The sequence below is a fragment of the Bradyrhizobium sp. sGM-13 genome (assembly GCF_018398875.1).
Taxonomy (GTDB): domain Bacteria; phylum Pseudomonadota; class Alphaproteobacteria; order Rhizobiales; family Xanthobacteraceae; genus Bradyrhizobium.
The window spans coordinates 388,817-409,585 of record NZ_JAGWDK010000002.1 but is presented as its reverse complement, the minus strand read 5'-3'; the positions used below and the strand labels follow the sequence as shown (position 1 = coordinate 409,585).

Below are 20,769 nucleotides of genomic sequence, written 5' to 3'. Positions count from 1 at the left end.
ATATGTGGTCCGCACGACACTCAGATGGTCGCCGCTTCGTGGCTTCTGAAATTCGCCGCGATCGCCTCTCCGGTTGTGATCCACAGATCGGGGCAGGATTTGGCATAGATGAGAAATTCCCGCAGCAGCCGAAGCCGCATCGGACGACCGCTGCATTGCGGATGCAGCACGGTCGTGACCATCGCGCCCCAATCCCTGACCTCATCAAGCTCGTCTTTCCAGATCGAGAGCACGTGCTCCTTCGGAAAGATCGGCCGCGGGCTGAATCGGGCGGACAGTCCGTGCATCCAGTCGTCATAGCTTGCAGTCACCGGAAGCTCGATCGTGCCCGGCCTGCCATCGGCAAGGCGATGTCGGTAAGGCCGCACGTCGTCGCGAAATGATGAGGTGTAGATGATGCCGTGGCGCACCAGCGCCACACGCAGCTCTTCGGTGAATTCGCCGTAAGGCGCGCGATAGCCGATGGGCTTGACGCCAAGCCGGCGCTTCAGCGCCTCAAAACCCCGCTCCAGTTCCTCCTCGATCCAGGGATCGCCCGGATCCGGCAGCAGATGGTGATAGCCGTGATGGCCGATCTCATGGCCGGCCTTGAGGATGGCCTCCGCCATCGCCGGATGCGCTTCCACCGACCAGCCGGTGATGAAGAAGGTCGCCTTCAGATCAAGCTGATCGAGCAGTTCCAAGAGTTTTGGCGTGCCGACGCGCGCCTCATAGCCGCCATAGCTCATCGTGATGAGGCGCTGGGCGTGAGCTGCGTCCTTGCTGGTCCAAGCGCTCTCCGCGTCCACGTCGAAGGAGAGGAACATCGCTGACGTATGGCGTTTGGGCCACGGGTAGTTCGGGGCCGGCGGCGCGGTGTTCGCGGGCATGAGCGGAATGCTCGCAAGTGCTTTACTGTCCAGCATTGATCGTCGCCTTCTCTACGCCGTAGTCGGTCAATTTCCACTTCGCAAGCAAAGCACGGTAGGTGCCGTCCGCGATCAAGGAGTCTAGGGCCTCCACGACCGCTTGCTGCAACACCTTCTCCTTGACGCCCAACGCAAGTCCGGTGAACTGGGTGGCGAAGATGTCGCCGATCGGGACATAGGTACCCGGCTCAAGTTCCATCATGTAGGGTAGCGTCTCGCCACCCTGGACGGCCGCGTCGATCCGTCCCTGCCTTAGTTGGGTCCGGGCGTCGGCCGATCCTTCGGTGCCGACGAATTGAATCGGGTTGCCGCCGCAATTGGCTTCGCTCCAGGTGGCGATCAGCTTCGGAAAGGACGTGCGCCGGCTGGCCCCGACCTTCTTCCCGCAAAACGCGATCGTGTCCTTGAACTCGGCGGCGCGCGATTGCTGCACGAAGAACCGGGGCCCGTTGCGGAGATAGTCGACAAAGGTCGCCGTGTCCTGCCGGCTAGCCATATCCGTCATGCCGGACAGGATCGCATCCACCCTCCCCGTCGAAATCGCAGGCATCATCTGGTCGAAACTGGTTTGCTGCCAGTCGATCTTGACGCCGAGCCTCTTGCCGAGCGCCTCGCCAAGCTCGACGTCGAAACCAGTCAGCGTGTTGGTCGCGGGGTCGCGGAATTCCAGCGGCGGATAATTCGGTACGATGGCAACCTTGATGCTGCCCTGCCTGGCAATTTCCGGAGGCAGTTCGATCGCCATGGCTGAAGTGATAGCGGCGCAAGCGAGCGCGGCAGCGAGAAAACATTTCATCATGACAATTGCCCCATCAGATCACCGCGGAAAGAAAAGATTGAGTACGTACTTCACGGGGCTTGCCCAGAACCTCCGCTGCAGGCCCGGACTCCACGATTACGCCATGGTCCATATAGACGACCGTATCCGCTACCTCTCGCGCGAAGCCGAGCTCGTGCGTCACCACCATCATCGTCATGCCGCTGTGGGCAAGCTCCTTCATGACGGTGAGCACCTCTCCGACCAGCTCCGGATCGAGTGCACTCGTCGGCTCGTCGAACAGCATCAGCATCGGCTTCATGGCGAGCGCGCGGGCAATCGCCACGCGCTGCTGCTGCCCGCCGGAAAGCTGTGAGGGATAGGCATTAACTTTCGCCGCTAGCCCGACGCGGCCGAGAAGCTCCATCGCCTCCGTCCGCGCCTCCTCGCGGCTACGGCCCTGCACCTGCACCGGACCTTCGGTGATATTTTCAAGCGCGGTCTTGTGCGGGAACAGGTTGAAGCGCTGAAACACCATTCCGGTCTTCAGGCGCTGGCGCGCGATCTGCCGGTCGGTGAGGCGATGCAATCGCCCACCCTCTTCTCTTACGCCCAACAACTCGCCATCCAGCCAGATGCCGCCGCTGTCGATCGGCGTAAGCTGATTGATGCAACGCAGGAGCGTTGTCTTGCCTGATCCCGACGCCCCGATCAGGCAAAGCACCTCGCCTGCCCAGACGTCCAGCGAGATACGATTCAGGGCCCGAAACTCCCCGAAATTCTTGCCGACCGAACGGATAGCAACGAGGGGCTGGGTCATCGGGTGATCTGCAACGTGCCACGCGCGAAACGTCGCTCGAGAAGCATTTGCAGCGGCGTCAAGATCGACACCACGAGCAGATACCAGGAGCCGGCGACGATCAGGAGTTCGATTACGCGTGAATTCGCGTAGTAGATATTCTCAGCGTTGTGCAGCACCTCCGGATACTGAATGACGCTTGCCAGCGACGTGGCCTTCACCATGCCGATAAATTCGTTGCCGAGCGGAGGGATTACGACCCGCATCGCCTGCGGCAGGATGATCCGGCGCAGCGCGCGCAGCCGTCCCATGCCGACCGCCTGGGCGGCCTCATATTGTCCGACGTCGACCGACAGTATGCCCGCCCGCATCACCTCGGACGTGTAGGCGCCCTGATTGATGCCGAGGCCGAGTAGCGCTGATAGAAACGGCGTCATGACATCCACCGCCCGGGCCGACCAAAGGCCCGGAATCCCGATCGTCGGAAACACCAGCGCGAGGTTGAACCACAACAATAGCTGCAGGATCAGCGGCGTGCCGCGGAACAGCCACGTATAGCCGGCGGCGACGGACGCCAGAACCGGATTGGACGAGAGCCTCATGATTGCGACGACGACACCCAAGACGACGCCGAGCGCCATCGCAAGCACCGCCATCACCATGGTGTTGGTGATTCCTTCAAGGATCACCTTCGCAGTCAGGAAGCGGCTGACATAGGTCCATTCGATCTGGCCGTTGACGAAGGCTCGACCGATCGCAGCCAGTACGACGAGAATCGCTGCCGCAGCGAGCCATCGCTGCCAATGAACCTGACGCGCGATCGTCATCCCCGAAATATCGGGAAAACCCTCCGCTAGCGTGGGCGCTGCTCTCATTGCGTGGACGCATTCATCATCGGTTGGGCCACCGCGTTCGCGCCCAATCCGTACTTGTCGAGAATGGCCTTGTAGGAGCCGTCAGCGATCATAGCTGCGAGGTGTTGCGTCACCACCTCGCGGAGCGCCACGTCGTCTTTCCGGAACATGATGCCCTGATAGCCGGTGGCGAACGGCTCTCCGATGACACGGTACTTCCCCGCCTCCTGCTGCTGGGCGTAGGGCAGCGTCTCGGTGCCTTGCACCGCGGCATCGATGCGGCCCTGCTTGAGCTGGTTGCGGACATCGATGCTGTTCTCACCCGGAACATATTGCACGGCGGGCTTGCCATTCGCCTCGCAATTCTGCTTGCTCCATTTCTCGATCTCGACCGGGAAGCTGGTGCTGCGTGTCGTTCCAACCTTCTTGCCGCAGAGATCGATGGGGGACTTCGCCGCATTCTCCGTCAGGACGAAGAACTGCGGGCCCGTCGCGAGATAGTCGATGAAATCGGCGGTCTCACGCCGCGAGCTGCGGTCCGAAATGCCGCTGATGATGAAATCGGCGCGCTTGGTTTGCAATGAGGGAATAAGCTCGGCGAACGGCGTTTCGCTCCAGACGATCTTCACGCCCAGCCGCTTCGCGATTTCGTTGGCGAGATCGATGTCGAGCCCGACGAGCTGATTTGTCGTGGGATCACGATATTCCATGGGGGCGTAGGTCGAATTGACCGTCAACCGCAACGTGCCCGCCTGCTTGATCGATTCCGGCAGTTCGGCAGCTTGTGCAGATCTAATGGCGAGGAGCGCGGCGAACCCAAGAAACAATGAGAGATGTGTCATATCAGCTCCTTTGGCCCGCGCCACGACTGGCTGCTTGATGTTTAGTCGCATCGAATGCGGCCGGTTCGATAACGCCGGCACGCTCTGTGATCGCTGTGTATTGCTGGGGCCGCCGGTGCGCGGCGAAATTGAACATCTTGTCCTTGCCCTGGCGGCAGAGATCGAGGTCGAGGTCCGCTACGACAATTTCGTCTGCGAGCGTTTGCGCTTCGGCGACGATCCGGCCATTGGGATCCACGATGCAGGAGCCCCCGATCAGTCCGGAGCCATCCTCGTTTCCCGCCTTGGCGACCGCGATCGCCCAGGTGGCGTTCATGTAGGCGTTGGCCTGAGTCACGAGCTGGGAATGGAAGGTGCGCAGCGCCGCGTCTTCAGAGACGCCGCCATTTGGATCGTAAGCCGCGGAGTTGTAGCCGACGCAAACCAGTTCGACGCCCTGCAGGCCCAGCACGCGCCAGGCTTCCGGCCAGCGGCGATCATTGCAGATCATCATGCCCATGATTGCGTGGCGCCAGTTCGGTCCCGCCCTGAAGGCAGGAAAGCCCAGATCGCCATATTCGAAATAGCGCTTTTCGAGCTGCTGGTGGGATGCGCCGGCGCGCGGCTCGACCGAACCCGGCAAATGCACTTTGCGATAGCGGCCGAGAATCTCGCCGTCGCTATCGACCAGGATCGAACAGTTGAAGCGCCGACCGTCCGACGTCAGTTCGGCGTAACCGACGTAGAAGCCGATGCCGAGCACCCGGGCGTGATCGAACAAGGGCTGCACGGCCGGATTCGGCATACCGCGTTCGAAGTAATCATCGAGTGCGTCGCCTTCGATGAGCCATCGCGGGAAAAAAGTCGTGAACGCCAGTTCGGGAAAAACAACCAGTGTTGCGCCGTGCGCGGCCGCCTCCTCCAGCAACGCCAACATCCGGCCGAGCGTATGCTCTCGCGAATCCGTTTTTTGCGTCGGCCCCATCTGGGCGGCGGCGCCGCGGAGAACTCGAACCAACATTGCCTCCAAACTGAGCGGACTGCTTACTCAAGAGGCGGATGATCCCGCTCCGATAGCGCTCCGATGCAGGGATGATTACGCGGAAGCGCAGCCCTAAACGCAATCACTCGTGCTATGATATTTTCAGCGAGACAATAACCGGTAGTTATATGAACCTGCGCCAATTGGAGATCCTGCGTGCGGTTATCCGTCATCGGACCACGGTCGCGGCGGCCGACGAACTGGCGCTGTCGCAACCGGCGATCAGCAACGCGCTGAAGACGATGGAGGCGCAGGCGGGCTTCGCGCTATTCGAGCGTGTCAACAACCGACTGTTCCCGACATCAGAGGCGATGGCGCTCTACAAGGAAAGTGAAGCGATCTTTGCGCTCCACGCCAAACTCGAAAATCGCGTGCGCGACTTGAGGGAGTCCCGCTCGGGACTTCTGTCCATCGTGGCGACGCCGCCGCTGGCCTACAGCATCATTCCGCGCGCTTTGTCGGATTTCCTGCGCCGCCGTCAGCAGACGCGCGTCTTCTTCGATGTAAGGCGCTACGAGGGAATCATCGACGGCGTGTCGAGCAGGGTTGCAGAGCTCGGCTTCGCGCTCGGACTGTCGCATCATCCCGGCATTGCACATGAGGTGGTTCATACCGGCGAAATGGTCTGCGTCCTGCCGCCGAACCATCCGCTGGCCGAACGACCGGTCATTTCCGCGTCCGATCTTGTCGGCTTGCCCTTCATCGGGCTGGAGCGCGGCACGCGATTGGGCGAGGCCGTGCGCGAGAGCTTTGCGCAAGCCGGCGCGCCGTTCCAGCCAAGCGTCGAGGTGCGATACTGCAATACGGCCTGCGTGCTCGCTTCCGCTGGCGTGGGCGCGGCGGTCGTCGATCCGTTTTCACCGCGCCAGAGCGGCGGCCAAGGCCTGATCGTTCGGCCTTTCACGCCCAAGACGGTCGCTATTGCCTATATGCTGTGGTCTGAGGCGGAGCCGTTATCACGCCTTGCCAAGGCATTTTTGAATGAAGTCCGGCAAGCGAGCCGCTCGCTGGACCGAGATGTATCTTGAGCGTTGCCGGGCCTGAGGCTGCTCAGAACGTTCGTCCTAGGATTTTCTTTGATCTCCCGGTGCACACATCGTGCACACACAGCCTTCTTGAAAAACTTAAAGTCTCACTGCCAGCTATTGTTGAGAAAGCCGCAGCGCGTTCGTTAATGCAGACAGCGCAGCCGGCTGATGGTGACGGCTGGGGTAATACATGAAGAAGCCGGGAATTGGCGGCGTCCAGTCCTCTAACACACGAATAAGGCGCCGCTTCGCGAGATACTCTGCGACTTGCTCTTCATATGCGAGTCCTAGGCCGGCGCCAGCGAGTGCCGCCTGAATTACCAGGTGGGTATCATCGATTATGAGTGGGCCGTTCACGCCGATCGTAACCGTCTTTCGGCCTTGCTCGAACTCCCACCGATATGGACCGCCCGGAAGACGCAAACCTATGCATCGATGATCGTTTAGATCCTTTGGCTTCCGAGGAATGTTTCGTGATGCAAAATAACCAGGCGATCCGACCACCGCCAATCGCAGCTCCTTCGTGACCCGCACCGCGATCATGTCCTTTTGAATATACTCGCCGAGTTGAATACCGGCATCGAACTCGCCCGCAACGAGGTCTACAGGGCCAGTGACAGTAACAACGTCAAGGACGATGTCGGGGTAGGCCTCGGCGAATGCCGTGAGCCGGGGTAACAATACCATCACAGCAGCCGACCGGGACATTACAATTCGAAGGCGTCCGGCAGGTCGGTGCCGAACGCTTCGGGCATTGTTGATAGCACGCGTAATTTGGTCGAGTGCCGGAGCCAATTCTTTCAGAAGAGCAGCCCCTGCAGCGGTTGGCGCGACGCTCTTGGTCGTCCGAGCAAGAAGCTGCAACCCGAGCCGTTGCTCAAGTCCCCGAATCGTGTGGCTCAGGGCAGACTGAGATACACCAATCTTTGCCGCGGCCCGCGTAAAGCTTCGTTCACTGGCGACGGTTGCAAACGTAGCGAGGTCGTTCAGTTCGTGCTTCATGATTCATGAATATCGCTCATAATCCCATGCTATGCAACACGACTAGTTTCATAAACCACTTTGTCCTAGTTTTGGCCAACGACGAGAAGCGGCAACTTTCCGCACCTTTGTGGCCGGCTTGACGTTCGGCGCAGGTAACTGGGCCTGAGAGTTTCGCTGTAACAACTTGAGCGCCTGTAGCCGGCGATCTCAGTCTTCATCTGAAGAACGCAACTTAGACTAACGGGCTTTTAGGAGAGCAGAATGTTCAAAATGGATCGACGAGCATTTTTGAGCCGATCTGCCAGCGCAGCTTTTGGAGCCACCCTCGTCAGCGCTCCCGGTTTGATGCTTGGAGATCGGTCGATCAGCCATGCGCAGTCTCCTACCGTTCCAAATAACAACCTCATGGATAACAACCTTATGGATACCGATGCTCGTGCCTTGCGCGCTCTAGCGCAGACCTATTTCGACGGGGCGTATGAAATGGATGCAGATAAATTTGCTACGATATTTCACCCATCCAGTTCCGTGACCAAGGTCGGCGACGATGGCAATGTGAGCGTGACGCCCATTGCGACGTGGCTAGCAGCCGTCCGGAACCTGAAAGCTCCGAAACAACAGGGTTTGGAGCGCCACGATCAGATCCTATCGATAGATGTTGAAGGAGAGCTCGCACTCGTGAAGTTGAAATTGCAGATTCCGCCACGTTACTTCACCGACATGTTGTCATGCCTAAAGGTCAACGGAACCTGGAAGATCGCTCAGAAAGTGATGACTTCGAAAGCTTGACGGCTTCGGTGCCGTTTTTAAAAGTGAATCACACGCTTGGCAGGTTGTCCGTGGAAGTTCTCTCACAAAGCGCCAACACCTTGGGCTGCGCTTCGGGATCATGGAGGATCTGGTCACTCTCTGATGGATATGTCGACCTGCCCGCCGAATCCCTCAAGCATCCTAACAACAAAATATGCAGGCAGACCGAATCGCCTCAGCGGAACGATTCGCTAGTTCGATTGCCGGTCAACTGCTTCCTATTTGACCGCTCTGGCATGGACCGCGTCTTGATTGATTGTGGAGCTGGCGGGAGTTGGGATCCGTCCATGGGTCACCTCGTGGAGGTGATGGCGGAGGCAGGCATCGACACGTCATCGATCACTATGATCGCCCTCACTCATGCCCATGGCGACCACATCAATGGTCTCCTAATGCCTGACGGTCGACGGGCATTTAACGGCCTGAGGAAGATTGTGATAGCGCAAGACGCCGTTGAGGAGTTTCTTGCCGAGCCAGAGCTAGAGCAGTTTCGTCCAATTCTTGTCCCAATTAACGGAGGAGACCGGCTGGCCGATCATTTACTGGCAGTAGCGATACCTGGGCATGCTCGAGGCCATATGGGTTATCTCCTCAACACTGACGAGGACGATGTCCTATTCTGCGGCGACCTTATCCACGTTCCCGCTGCACAGTTTTCCTGTCCCGAGCTTACCTGGGCCTACGACGATGACGAAGCCACGGCGAGAGCTAGTCGGATCAAGTTGCTCAAAGACACCGCGCACACGCATACATGGCTGGCTGGCGCTCACCTTGATCGACCAGGCATTGGTAGAATAGTTGCGGAAAAGCAGGGATTTGCATTTATTCCGATCGTGTAGCCGCAGTGAGCCGGCCGGCCGTCGCTAATGCCGGCTCGACACCTACGCTGACCGCAGGGCGCATGATCAGATCGGGTTTAACTTTGCAGTCGAAGCAAAGCCCCACACAAGACAGCTAACGAAGGCTCGTCAACCGCGCACCGGCACCCTCGCCTGGATACGCGCTTTGTGTGCCTCGCCAAACGAGATTGCCCTGCGTCCCGAACGTAGTGAACATCTTTCGCGCCTCATCGCCGTCCGGAGACGCGACGGCGCTCGGCTATCACCTGCCTGGCCTCATCCGCCGTCATTTGGCCAGCGCCCAGAACCTGGTAGGCGCTGTCCGGATTTTGAGACTGTTGCTCATTCACATCGCCTCGCCGCTCCTGCTGCTCGTCTTGATTGACCGGTGCGTCGCCACCGCCGCCGCCGAAGCCGAGCACCTCGACGATGATGACGGAGGGCTGCTGGCCTCCACCGGATTGCGTTACATCCTTCGCCGCGTCGATAGCCGCCTTCTGGCTGGCGTCGCCGCCCTCGAGCTTCAAGGGAGTGGTCGAACTCTCTTTCGCCGGCAAGCCTTTGACTTCACCTGAGACCTGGAAATTGTTCGCATTCAGCACAAAGAGGGCCCCAATGTAGAGATTGCCGCTAACCCGCACGCCGGCATCGCCGGCATTCACCGTGCCCTCTGGCGCGATCAGATGGACGTCGCCCTCCTCCACGCCGGTGAAGCCGACGATGGTGCCGATGCCACTGCCGGAAATGTCGGCCTTCTCCAGAATGCGCGTCACCGCGTCGATATCGGTCTGGACCTCCGGCGCCGACGGCACGCGGGCGGTCTTGGCGCCGCGGCCGGCGTCGATATCACCCACCGTTGACCAGATGATCTCGTCGCCACCGCCAAAGGTGAGAATGCGCGAGCGGTTCACAACGACATTGTTACGGGCGAAGATATTGATGTCGCCATAGCCCAACGTCACCAGGCCGTAGCCCGACGGAGCTTCCTTGCCCAACGCCGCCACCTGCAAGCCGCCACCGGGGGTGAGCACTTCAACATTGCCACCCGCCATGGTGCGGAACAGGGCGTTGCCGATCGCAACATCACCCTTCCAGTCATTGCCCGGGAACAACGTCTGGATCGCCGTGTAACCGCGATTGTAACCGCCGTTGCGCGGCAGACCGTCCGTGCCCACCTCGTTCTGATCCTTACCGGCTTCGCGCAACTCCTGCATGTAGACCTGCCGTACGAAGCGTTCACGGGTCAGCATTGGCAGGCTCTGGAACCTGGCCCAGGCATCCTGCGGCGTCAGGGTCTCGCCCGTCACATCTTTGACGAAGGAGACAAGACCAGAGCGGATTTTATGCGACTGTCCGGACTTGCGGAGTTCGTAAGCGTCGGTGAAGTAGATTGGCACGATTGTGCCGTCCGCCAGGGTTGTCCTCAGATAGTCCGGCATCGCCGCGACGTTCGACGGATCGAGATAGGCCGCCAGAAACGCGTCATAAGACGGCTGTTTGCCTTTCAAACCCGCCATCACGGTGATGGCCGCGCTCTCATCTGGCAGACCGAAGATCTGCGAGAAATCGACTGGCCGGTTGTTCTTATCGTAGGCGCGATTGCCAACTGTCATGATATGCAATTCGGGCGCATAGACGTCGCGCCCGGCGCTCACCGCAACGGCACCGGGCCCTTGCGCGTAAATCGAACCATAGATCGGCCCCCCGACGATGTCGTTACCGGCCTCGACGAGCGATACGTCGGTCGGATGGATGTTGCGCAAATTGTAATTGATGTTGCGGATATCCGTGCCGGCGCGGAACCAGGTCTGCTCGTTCGCCGTAATGGCGGCCGTGGCGATCGAGACGCCCGAGCTATAGGTGGTGCCGATGATCGAGCCGTTTAAGGCATAGATGCGGCTTGGCTCGTAGTCGTTCTCGTTCGGCAGATGCGCGGGATTGCTCAGATTATAGAGGTGCAGAGCGTGCGGTGTGAAGCCCGGCCCTCCGATGGGATTCGTCAAGACACTATGCATCCCACTGAGGTTGACGTGCACGAGGGTGGTTCCGGCGACCGGCTCGAACGGCGAAGGGATCATCGCGGGCGTGGCGCGGCTCATGAGGATCGAGCCAACAAGAACGTCGTCCGCGGCGATAATCCGCAGCTCCGGGCTGCTGCCCGGCAGCGTGTAAAGCGTCGGCACCAAGCCCGTCGTCGTGTTGTACTGCGACTCGTTGATCACCGAGCCGTTCAACGCAGCGATGCGCAGCTTCGACGGATAGATGTTGCCGGCGAAGTTGTTGACGTTGGTCCACGCCTCTGAGGCTCCGCCCGTCGAGTTCAGGTCCTTGGACAGATAGCTCGTTTGGCCGACCAGGATCACGTCGCCGCCGGTCGAGGTGAGACTCAGCGCCGTGCGATCTGTCTGGCCGCTCATGAAGTTGAACTCATGGATTTCCCCCTTACCGACCATCAGCGGATCGAGGAATGTCTGCAGCCGCAGATCGCCGGCGGTGCGCACGTTCAACGTGGCGTCGCCGAGCGAGAGGATTGGCGCGATAGGATAGGTCGTCACCCGTCCGCCGCTCGTGATCTTGACCTCGCGTCCGACCGCGAATTCGCCGGCCTCGATCGTGCCGGCTCCGCGCCCGAGGTAGTAGTAGCCGGCGCGCACGGCACCCCCCGCCTCGACCGTCATGGCGCCGCCGTTGCGCAGCTCGAGGATTTTCTGTTCGGTGGCGGTACGCCCGCCGCGCACACGGCCGTTGGTCGGCACGGCAACCGTCAGGTTGTTAAGATCGCCGCCGGCGTTGATGTCCAGATTGCCGCCGCCGAGGGCGGCGACACCGCGCTGGAAGTTGGTATAGTCGATCCACCAGGAGCTTTGTTCGGCGGGACGATCCGGCAGACCGCTCTGCCAGACTGGCGCGAAAAGGTAGGACGAATTGACCGTCCCCTGCCGCTTCAGCCACTCGGTATAGTGCTGCATCTGCGAGCGATCGGTCGGCAGCGTAACATCGATGTTGCCGCCGGCGGCAACGTGAACATGGCCACCGCCCACGCCGTAGCTGGCGGTTGCCGGCGCGGTCGTGAAATCGCTAAAGACCGTGAGATCGCGCCGGCCGGCGGTGTAGATCGACGCGCCACCCTTCAATTGGATATCGCCGCTTGCCGCTATGTTGATGTCGCCCGTTCCTGTGCGCACCATGGTGGCAGCGCTGGCGGTCGTCTGGACCGGCGGGACAGGCGGCGTCGGCAGCGTGTACGTGGCGAGGATAGCGGTCAGATTGGGAACGATCTTCTGATTGTAGAATAACTTGAAGTTCGCCACCGACATGACGAAGCTGTAGCCGGTCGACGAGGATTGGATGATCTTGTAGCCCTCCGCCGGATTCGTCGAATTCCGCACCAGTGATTTCTCGGCGATAAACTCGGCGAAGAGCTGGTCAAACAGCGCGCGCGCCGGGAACGCATCGAGCCTGCCGACCGCGACGACCGCAGTCGCATTGTCGTTTACCCCGCTATAGCTCGTGATCGGGGTCAACCAGCTTTCCGGAGTGGTTGTGCCGGCGTTGGTATTCGGCGCCGACGAGGGGCTGAAGCCGGTATTGAGATCGATCACCACCGAGTTACGAGTCTGCTGGGCGGGATTCGCTGTGTAGGTAAAGCTCGGCTGTTCCTGCAGCAGGATGCTGCCGGACGTGCCGGCCATGCGCTGCAGAGGATCGGCAGCCTGACCGGACGCCGTCGCGCCGGCGACCAGCGTGTAGGACCACGAGGCCGGCGCAACCGTCTGACCGCCGCCCTGGCTAACGCCCGGGAACAGGTCTGCGTACTTCACGGCATCGCCCGCCCCGCCTGCCATCGTTCCTTTGGCCGCTGCTGAGTTGGCAGCGGCGCTATAGGGCACGTGCAGCGACGAGGCGCGGATATCCTGCAAGACAGTCGGGACAAAAGCGGTCTGTGTCGCGCCGAAGCTCAAACCCAGATAGCGGGTGGGCAAAGCTGTCGTGCTGGTGTAAGCGCTCCAACTCGTCAGGGCCGAGTTACCGCCGCCGCTGTTGAAGCCGCCGTTGAGCAACAGGTTGTAGTCGGCAATGTAGGAATTGGCCTTCGCCACGTAATCGGCATCGAGCGGATCAGCGAAATTGAAGAAGCCGTCGCTGATGCTGCCATTGAGGACGAGATTGCCGCCGGCGCGCAAAGTCAGCACGCCCGGTTCGCCGAAGATGCTGCCGCCGGTGCGGTAGATCATCGTGGTGTGATTGGCCAACAGGTCGCCCTGGCGGCCTGCCACCACGTACGGCTTGTTGAGGATCGGATCGATGGCCATAACGCCGGCAGCGATCGCGCCAGCTTGGTCGACAACGCCCGCAGCCAAGTTCCAGTTCGACTTCAACACGATGTCGCCGGGGTGATTCAATTCCATGCCAGCGCGGGCATGGAAATTGGCCTGTCCCGCCAGGCCGCCGAGTGCGCCGTAAGCAGCCGAGATGTCGAAGTCGCGCACGAACTCCACCAGCGTGCCGGCGCCGTAGTCCGCCAGGACATTCAGCTTGCCCGCGGCCGTTGCGGCAAGATCAAGCTCGGCCTGACCGCTGCCGTTGATGATGACACCGACATAGTTGGAATTGCCCGCGAGTTGAGCGAGATCGAAGCGCTTGTAGCCCTCGAGTACGATCTCGCGCGCGCCAGCGATCGTGCCTGTGAAGGAGACGTTGACGGTGTCGGCGCCCGGCTGCTCGATCACCGGCGCGCGCAAGGTAACCTTGCCACCCTCGCCGCCCGCGACGTCGATCACACCGCCCTGGATATTCAGCGCTCCGCCGGAAATGCCGAGCGTCACCCGGCCCGAACCCAAATGATCCACCGTGTCGGTCGCACTGGCCCGCAGCAGGGCGGCGTTGGTCATGACGAGACCTTGGCCGCCATAGATCGCGATCGCGCCCCCATAGCGCGCACGCGCGTCGATCGTGCCGGCAAGGGTGACAATGCCCTGGTCGGCGGAAAGCGAGAACTCTTCGACCACGGTGGTGCCATCGACGGCCACGTCGCCGGAGCGCACGCGGAAGGCGCGTGATTTCGAGAAGCCTGACTCGTTCAGGCGCTGACTGAGCGCGGCAAAATTCGGCAACGTGGCTATGTCGAGCGAGAAGGACGCGCCGCGCTGGCCGGCGGCGGCCGTTGCCCTGATCGTGCCATCCAGAACCACTTGGCTGCCGTCCGATGCGAGCGCGAGCGTACCCGCCCCACCGCCAACCGGACGCCCGTCGGCGTCGCGCGCCGAGCCGAGATCGAGCGTCGCGCCCGCATTGAGCAGCACCGAACCACCGACCGCGCTCAGCGAAATGCGCCCGGCATCGGCATATTCAGCGACGTCGAAGAACTGCTTGCCGAAGCCGCCGACATCGATAAGCGAGCCCCCCGCGAGAACGACGTCACCATTGGTGGAGGCAAGGTCCACCGCGCCGCCAAGCGCGTCAATGCGACCGTCAAGGGCGACGGAGCGGCCGGTCAAGCTCCAGCGTGCGCCGAGGCTGTCGAGATCGCGCGGCCCGGTGGAACCGCTCGCCGCAACCGTGATTGCACCGGTCGTCGTCACAGATTGACTGGCGCCGCCGCGGCCAGTGAGCACCGGTGTCGAGAAGGTCAGCGTCGCTGCTCCCGCATCGAGCCGACCGTTGCCCTCGCCAACGATGCGCGTCGTGCCCACCAGCATGACAGTGTCGAAGCCGCGCAGCGCTTTCGCACCCTCGCCAAAGGCCAATTCCGCTGCCGTAAGGCTCAGACTGCCGTGACCGGCTCCGGCCGGCTCGGCGAAAGTGCTCGCGGTATTCTCCAGGACCAGCCGATTGCCGGCGACCGAAATCGGATTGGCGCCGTAGCCGACCAGCGCCGCCGCATCGAACGTCACGGCCTTGAGGCCGGACAAGTCGACACCACTGTGGAAGTCGATGCTGGAATAGCTGCGCAGTGTCAGATGCTGCGTGTTGGCGAGCGCGGCCAGTGCTGCGGCATCGATCACCAGGCCACTGCCGCCGCCGAATCCGATGCGGCCCGATGCGAGCGACAGCGCCGCGCCCGACAGTGTCGCCTGGGTGACGGCGGTGCTCCTGGTGGCATCGATCAGCAAAGCCTTACCGCCGTCGATCACGGCGCCGGCGCCGATGGTGACCTGCCCGCCGACGGTGATGTCGACGTTGGTGCGGCGGACCCGCACCGCATCACCATTGGAGACTCGGATCAGGGCGCCCCAGTCCCGTGCCGGCACCACGAAGTCATCGCTCGTGTTGGACGTGCCATTATTGTTGATGGATTGCGGCACCTGGGGCGCTATCACGAGATCGCCCGCGCCAGTCGGCGCATCGCCGCGCGCGGCGATGACGCTGCCGGCGCCGACGTCGATCGTCTCGCTTGCGGCCAGGATGATTTCCGATCCTGTTAACGCCGAGTCGCTGCTGTTGCGCACAATAATATTGTCGGCTGTCACATCCACTCGCAGGCCGCCGGTGTCACCGCTGCGGATACCGCCGACGAGCAGGCTGCCCGCGCCAAAGCCGGACAGATTGACCGCATCGATAACCAGATAGCCGTCGGCACGCAGCGCGCCGGCGTCCTGCCCTGTGCCCAGAATCGCGATCTTCTGTGCCGCAATGTCGACAAGGCCGCCGCGCCCGCCGGCTGCGGCCTGCGAGCGCAACAGGCCGTTCAAGATCAGGTCCTGCGTCGCCTTGAACACCACCGAGCCGCCGTCGATCGGCAGGCGCGGCGTGACGATATTCTGACCGGTGAGCCGATACTGAGTCAGCTTGAAGGCGTCGGAGGCGAAGAACGTGTTGGCGAAAGCTTCGTTGTACTCGCTGTACTTGCGGACGACATCGCCCGACATCACGCGCCAGGACGACGGCAACTGATCATGACTGCCGTCAAGCGCATTGCCGCGATAGCCGGCCATCATCGCGGAGCCGTCGGTCAAGCGAACAGACCTCGGAATCGACGCGCCCTGTGAGCCGCTCACCATCTGCACGGCATAGGCGCCCGGCAGCAACGCGTAGCGTGCCGGCAGCAGCGTGTACCAGCCGGCGGGGATGCCACTGCCGCCATCGAGCCAGATACGATCGCCGCTGCGCAGCGTCGCATCCGGCACACCGATTGTATTGTTCAGCGCCGGTACAATTGCATAGAGGCCCGGCCTCGACAGCACGTTGTGTGAGCCGCCCGGCCCGGGCACGTGCTCCGAAGCATGCAAGTCGCCGCCACCACGAATATCGACCACTGATCCGGCCGCGAGATCAACATTTGGCGCATCGAGGGTGATGCGTTTCTCGGGCAGGCTGGCAATGACCGTTGCCTGTCCTCCGTCTGCCGTAACGATGGTCCAGTTCTCATTATTGCTGAGATTGCCATAGGGTAGAATGAGGCTATCGCCACTGACCGACGTGACGCTGCCGGCGCCGAGTGTCAGCTTCTGGCTCGCCTTGAGCGTGATCTGCCCGAAAGGCGCGCGGAGAATGCCGCCCTGTTCGATCACCGGCGCCTCGAGCGTCAAGGAACCGCCGACCGACAAGGCGAGACCCGCCTCGCCGTTCTGCTGAACAGCGATCTTGTCCGAGGCTTTGATCGTCGCGCTGGTCTGCGACGTCGGATAGACCTGCCCGGCCTTCAACACCAACGTGCCGTCGACGTCGAGCGATGCCCCAAGGCCGAGCCGGAGCGGCGTGAGCCGGATGTCGGATGCCTCCAGCACCGACTGTTCGAAGCCGCGAATGGATGCGCTATTGATGTCGATGAGCGAGGCGGCGAGCGTCAGCGTGCCCGCGCGCGTCGGGTCGCTCGATGACACACCCCGCCACGAAATGTATGGAGCCGACAAGCGTGAGCTGGTGCCGTTGCCGTTGACCAGCGCGCCGGCGATCGAGATCGAGCCTCCGAGCGTGAGGTCCACGTTCTCCAATCGTATTGTCGACGAGGAAGAGAGAGTGAGGTCGGCGAAGCCCGCAGATTGGACAAGTGACGGACGCACGACCAATCCAGGCTGCGCCGCCGCCGTGTCGGACAAAATCAAGGACGCCGACAGCGTTCCCGCGGACAGCGTTAGGGCACCGCCGCGTGCGCCGCCACCTCCGGCATGGCCGCGCCATGTTCCCTCCATCAGGCCCTGCCCGGACACCGAGATGCTGCCGCCATTGCTGGCGAGCGCGACCGTCGCGGTGGAATGCGATCCGAGCGCGCCGGAAAGCGGTAGGTCGATCTCGCCGCTGGCGCCGGAGACATCTATCAGCGAGCCCGCTTGCAACGCGAGGGTCGTTGATGTGAGCGTCACCGAGCCGCCGCCGAGCACGACACCCTCGCGCAGTCCGAAGGCACCCGTCTGGATAACCGGCACGCCATTTGCGACGAGCGCGCCAGTGCCGGTGACAGTCACCGTTCCTGCTGAAACGTTGATTTTCCCAGCGAGTGCCTCCAGCCTGCCCGCGATTTCGATCGCGCCACTGCTGGTGCCCGATGACGCAATCGAGATGCTGCCGCCCACATCGGTTTGAACGATGGCCCCGGCACCGATCGAAATATTGTTGCCGGTGAGCGAGAGCGATGTCGGCTTGAGATCTACGCGCTGTGCGAGTGGCAGGACCACGAGCGGCCCCATGTCGGCGAGCTTCGTGCCCGAGCTGAAGCGGGCAGCGTCCGTCAGGTCCACACTGCGCGCGATCTGCGAGACCGTGACCCCCGCCGGAACGATGATGCTGCCGCCCGCGCCGATTTGCACGGAGCGGAAGCCGCGCTCGGTAAACAACGTCTCTGGCAGACGGAAAGTGTCGGCCGCCGTCGGCGCATCGCCCCCGATCTGCAGGTTCCCAGGCGTCAAAAATGCCAGGGAGCCGCCGGAGCCGGCCGCGTAGCCGCGCAGGTCGGCTTTGGCGAATTCAGCCATATCGATCGTGTTGAGCTGGATCGTGCCGCCGTCGCCGGCTTGCGTCTGCAGCTTGCCGCTCCGATTCTTCAGCCAACCGCCGCCCGAGACATCGAGCACGGCGCCCACATCGAACTGCGCGTTCATGAGCGTGATGGCGCCGCCAGCGACCTGCGGCGCGAGTGCGGCCACGCCGTTGGTCAGTTCGCTGACCCAATGGCCGCTGACGTCAATGGCTCCGGTGGCGCCGAGTTTCACGCTCTCCGCGTGGAGCAGGTTGACCGTGCCGCCGGCTGTGCGGATCGTGCCATCGATGCGGAAGTTCTGCCTGTAACTGTCGACTGAATTGGCGAGCACCGAGAACGTGCTGCGCGGCGTCAGATTGAGGGTCGTACCCTGCGTGAGAGTGAAATCGTCGGAGACATAAAGCTCGATGTTGCGTAGCTCGGATGCAGCCAACACGCCGGAGTCGAGATAAGTGGTGCGCTCCGGAAGAAAACTCGCGCTCGGAGGGGGAGAATACCAGGACCCATCGAGCGCCGCCGTCGCGGTGAAATCCTTCGGCAACGTGACTGGATTGTCGGTGATGATCAGCTTGTCGAGCAGCCACCGCCTGTCGCTGTCGTCCTTGCCGCCGAAGGTCAGCGAGCCCGCCTTGGCGTATTTGCCCGTGGCGGCCTGGCGCTCGCCGACGACAACCCCACCCCAGTAGCTGCCTTCAAGCACAATGCCTTCAGCGGCGTAGAGCTGAATCGAGCCGGCATCGCGGCCTTCCGTGTAACCGCGCTCATAGCGAGCGCCCGTCTTGCCGAACCGGCTCGTCCAGGTTTCCGTGATGCCCCAGCGGTCGTGCGAGCGGGTGAAGCCGCCGGCGAAAGCCACGTAGGCCTGATCGGGTCTGGCGTCTCCGATGTCGTAGATGCGCCCATCGGCCCCGAGCAGTTTGGTGGTTTTGACCCAGCCATCTGCGTAACGCACCGACCCGCCCGACACATCGAGGATAGAACCGGTCCGTGTGACGATGGAGCCAGACGACGAGATGAAGATCGAACCGCCGACCGTCGACAATTCGCCCAAATCGGTCTTGCCGACGCCGATCCAAGCCGACACATCCGCCAGCGGCGTTCCGACCCATGAGCCCGCAGCACCTCCCCAGCTTACGCCAGCCATGGGACCATCGGTGAAAGCACCGCTTTCGCGCCGGTCGACCACGATCTTCTGACCGCGCAGCCACGAGTCGCGATAAAGGACCGAGTCACGCAATTCATTGATGCGCAACTCGGCCTCGACGAAGTTGCGTTCCATTGCGATCGCGATGTCATTCAAGCCGGCGACGCTGAGATAAGCCTCCTCGCCGACATAGATCCGGCTGCCATCACGAACCGGCGTTTCCCCGCTGACGGGCTCATCGGCCAATTGCGCCGCACTGCTCGCGACCACACTGATTGTACCGGCGGGAACGACGACGTTGGCCTGCGATTGAATGTCGATGAGATTGCCACGCAGTTCGACGCGGCCTGGCTTGTAACGCGTGGAAAGCGCCGACAGCTCGATTTCGCTCGCGTCCGAGAGGTCCGGCATGGCCGACGTGACGCTTCCGGGCATCAAGTGTAAACTGCCGGTCTGCCAATACAGAAACGCCGGATCGGTGGCCCCGCTCGAGGCCAGCATGCCGTTGCTGTAGGCGAGCAGCCGGATGGAGCCGTCGCGGTTGTTGAGCGCCGTCGAGGCCGAGAGCAGGCCATTCTGGACGATGCCGCGCGCCATCACGGTGATGTTGCCGTGATTGGCCTCGACGATGCCGTTATTCACGACCTGGTAGCCGACCGCCGCCGCGCGCGCCTCCATCAGGGGAAGGATGATGTCGCGGAGGCTCTGGCCATAAGGCGATTCCGAGTAGAGCGGCGGATTGTTCGGGTTGTTGAGCGGCAGACCCGAGAGCGCTCCCCTCAAATGATCGTAGTTGAACAGCCATGGCATCAGCCCCGTGACGGCGACGTCGAGACCGCGCACGGCGGCCGGGACATCGGACTGGGTGCTTACATTGGTTCTCAGATAGATCTGCTCGCCGGCGGCCATGATCACCTGGCCGTCCTGTGCGCTGACCTGCCCGCTATTGATGACCTTGGGCGCGAACAGCATTACCTTGCCGCCGCTCGCCGCCGCAATCTCGGCGCCGGCTTTAACGACGACGTCACCCGGCGCGCTGGCCGGCATCAAAGGCGCAGGCTGGCCTACCGGGTTGGCCGGATCGGCGGATTTGGTCGTATCGGGAAGGTTCGGGTTGTAATCGCCGAACTGCGGCAGATGCATGTAGCCGACGCTCCCATTGCTGAGAACGATGGACGTATTGATCCCGGCCAGGAACTGCTGGTTCGACAGGCTGAGCGAGGAAGCAACCAAGGTGTTGACGTTGATCTGGCTCGCGCCGCCGAAAATGATGCCATTCTGGTTGATCACGTAGACCTGTCCCTCGGCCTTGATGGAGCCGAGGATCTGGCTCGGTGCGGCGCCAGGATTCGTCACGCGGTTCAACGCGATCCAGTTCTTGGCATCAGCACCGCCGGCGCGTTGGTCGAAATAAAGATCCGTCTCGCGGCCGACGTTGAACTCCTTCCAGGTCAGTATCGCCTTCTGTTCGTTCTGCCTGACCGTGACCTGCGTGCGGCCGCCATTTGTGGACTCAGTCGGCAGATTTGCGCCCTGCCATAATCCTGCACCGCCGTTGGTCGCGCCTGGCGTCGCGCCCGGCATCACCACCAGACCACCCGACCGCAAACCGTTTTGCAACGTGCTCGGCGCGGTCCGAGCGAGATTACGGGCGGCCTGCTGCGCCGCCTGCATGGCCTGAATGGACTGCGTGGCCCGTTTCAGCGAATTAGCCGCCTGCTGCGCGGCCTGCGAGGCCGATTGCGCCGCCGATTGCGCTGCCTGCGACGGCATCGGCGTATGTCCACCCAACGGGCGCGCGTAAGCCTGCGGACTGGCCAACAGCGCCGCCATGCTGACACTCGCGAGCAAGGCCCGATGCAGGAA

The 20,769-nt window shown here is 62.1% G+C and carries 11 protein-coding genes; 3 read left to right on the top strand and 8 right to left on the bottom strand.

Annotation, left to right across the window (positions count from 1 at the left end):
- Window positions 1–20 precede the first annotated feature (20 nt).
- Genes KJQ96_RS04340 through KJQ96_RS04315 form a run of 6 tightly spaced genes read right to left on the bottom strand, consistent with a single transcriptional unit; the run spans window position 21 to window position 5,124 of the window.
- Complete coding sequence (locus tag KJQ96_RS04340) at window positions 21–905, bottom strand: polysaccharide deacetylase (protein ID WP_213285453.1); 885 nt, start codon at window positions 903–905, stop codon at window positions 21–23.
- Window positions 892–1,707, bottom strand: coding sequence for an ABC transporter substrate-binding protein (locus tag KJQ96_RS04335; RefSeq protein WP_213285452.1), 816 nt, complete (start codon window positions 1,705–1,707; stop codon window positions 892–894). The genes KJQ96_RS04340 and KJQ96_RS04335 overlap by 14 nt, the downstream gene beginning before the upstream one ends.
- Before the next feature lie 13 nt (window positions 1,708–1,720).
- Window positions 1,721–2,485, bottom strand: a complete 765-nt coding sequence (locus KJQ96_RS04330) for an amino acid ABC transporter ATP-binding protein (RefSeq protein WP_213285451.1) — start codon at window positions 2,483–2,485, stop codon at window positions 1,721–1,723.
- Window positions 2,482–3,339, bottom strand: coding sequence for an amino acid ABC transporter permease (locus KJQ96_RS04325; RefSeq protein WP_213285450.1), 858 nt, complete (start codon window positions 3,337–3,339; stop codon window positions 2,482–2,484). Before KJQ96_RS04325 ends, KJQ96_RS04330 begins: the two co-directional genes overlap by 4 nt.
- The gene (locus KJQ96_RS04320; protein WP_213285449.1) at window positions 3,336–4,160 is read right to left on the bottom strand and encodes an ABC transporter substrate-binding protein; all 825 of its coding nucleotides are present in this window, start codon (window positions 4,158–4,160) and stop codon (window positions 3,336–3,338) included. Before KJQ96_RS04320 ends, KJQ96_RS04325 begins: the two co-directional genes overlap by 4 nt.
- Before the next feature lies 1 nt (window position 4,161).
- The gene (locus KJQ96_RS04315; protein ID WP_213285520.1) at window positions 4,162–5,124 is read right to left on the bottom strand and encodes an N-carbamoyl-D-amino-acid hydrolase; all 963 of its coding nucleotides are present in this window, start codon (window positions 5,122–5,124) and stop codon (window positions 4,162–4,164) included.
- A gap of 185 nt (window positions 5,125–5,309) precedes the next feature.
- Between KJQ96_RS04315 and KJQ96_RS04310 the strand changes: the two genes are divergently transcribed.
- Entirely contained in the window at window positions 5,310–6,209 is a 900-nt protein-coding gene (locus KJQ96_RS04310) for a LysR family transcriptional regulator (protein WP_213285448.1), read from the top strand.
- A gap of 114 nt (window positions 6,210–6,323) precedes the next feature.
- Here the strand turns inward: KJQ96_RS04310 and KJQ96_RS04305 are convergent, their stop codons facing one another.
- Entirely contained in the window at window positions 6,324–7,211 is an 888-nt protein-coding gene (locus tag KJQ96_RS04305) for a LysR family transcriptional regulator (RefSeq protein WP_213285447.1), read from the bottom strand.
- Between the two features lie 243 nt (window positions 7,212–7,454).
- Between KJQ96_RS04305 and KJQ96_RS04300 the strand changes: the two genes are divergently transcribed.
- A complete protein-coding gene (locus KJQ96_RS04300; RefSeq protein WP_249733715.1) occupies window positions 7,455–7,982 on the top strand; it encodes a nuclear transport factor 2 family protein in 528 nt (175 codons plus the stop codon).
- Entirely contained in the window at window positions 7,922–8,842 is a 921-nt protein-coding gene (locus KJQ96_RS04295; protein WP_213285446.1) for an MBL fold metallo-hydrolase, read from the top strand. The genes KJQ96_RS04300 and KJQ96_RS04295 overlap by 61 nt, the downstream gene beginning before the upstream one ends.
- Before the next feature lie 227 nt (window positions 8,843–9,069).
- Here KJQ96_RS04295 and KJQ96_RS04290 read toward each other — a convergent pair whose 3' ends face one another.
- Window positions 9,070–20,736, bottom strand: a complete 11,667-nt coding sequence (locus tag KJQ96_RS04290; RefSeq protein ID WP_213285445.1) for a filamentous haemagglutinin family protein — start codon at window positions 20,734–20,736, stop codon at window positions 9,070–9,072.
- Window positions 20,737–20,769: the final 33 nt, after the last annotated feature.

What these genes read in the sequence shown, in the direction of transcription:
- KJQ96_RS04340 (WP_213285453.1), bottom strand. Translation starts at nt 905, where the DNA reads ATGCTGGACAGTAAAGCACTTGCGAGCATTCCGCTCATGCCCGCGAAC.
- KJQ96_RS04305 (WP_213285447.1), bottom strand. Translation starts at nt 7,211, where the DNA reads ATGAAGCACGAACTGAACGACCTCGCTACGTTTGCAACCGTCGCCAGT.
- KJQ96_RS04310 (WP_213285448.1), top strand. Translation starts at nt 5,310, where the DNA reads ATGAACCTGCGCCAATTGGAGATCCTGCGTGCGGTTATCCGTCATCGG.
- KJQ96_RS04290 (WP_213285445.1), bottom strand. Translation starts at nt 20,736, where the DNA reads ATGGCGGCGCTGTTGGCCAGTCCGCAGGCTTACGCGCGCCCGTTGGGT.
- KJQ96_RS04330 (WP_213285451.1), bottom strand. Translation starts at nt 2,485, where the DNA reads ATGACCCAGCCCCTCGTTGCTATCCGTTCGGTCGGCAAGAATTTCGGG.
- KJQ96_RS04295 (WP_213285446.1), top strand. Translation starts at nt 7,922, where the DNA reads ATGCCTAAAGGTCAACGGAACCTGGAAGATCGCTCAGAAAGTGATGAC.
- KJQ96_RS04320 (WP_213285449.1), bottom strand. Translation starts at nt 4,160, where the DNA reads ATGACACATCTCTCATTGTTTCTTGGGTTCGCCGCGCTCCTCGCCATT.
- KJQ96_RS04335 (WP_213285452.1), bottom strand. Translation starts at nt 1,707, where the DNA reads ATGATGAAATGTTTTCTCGCTGCCGCGCTCGCTTGCGCCGCTATCACT.
- KJQ96_RS04315 (WP_213285520.1), bottom strand. Translation starts at nt 5,124, where the DNA reads ATGGGGCCGACGCAAAAAACGGATTCGCGAGAGCATACGCTCGGCCGG.
- KJQ96_RS04300 (WP_249733715.1), top strand. Translation starts at nt 7,455, where the DNA reads ATGTTCAAAATGGATCGACGAGCATTTTTGAGCCGATCTGCCAGCGCA.
- KJQ96_RS04325 (WP_213285450.1), bottom strand. Translation starts at nt 3,339, where the DNA reads ATGAGAGCAGCGCCCACGCTAGCGGAGGGTTTTCCCGATATTTCGGGG.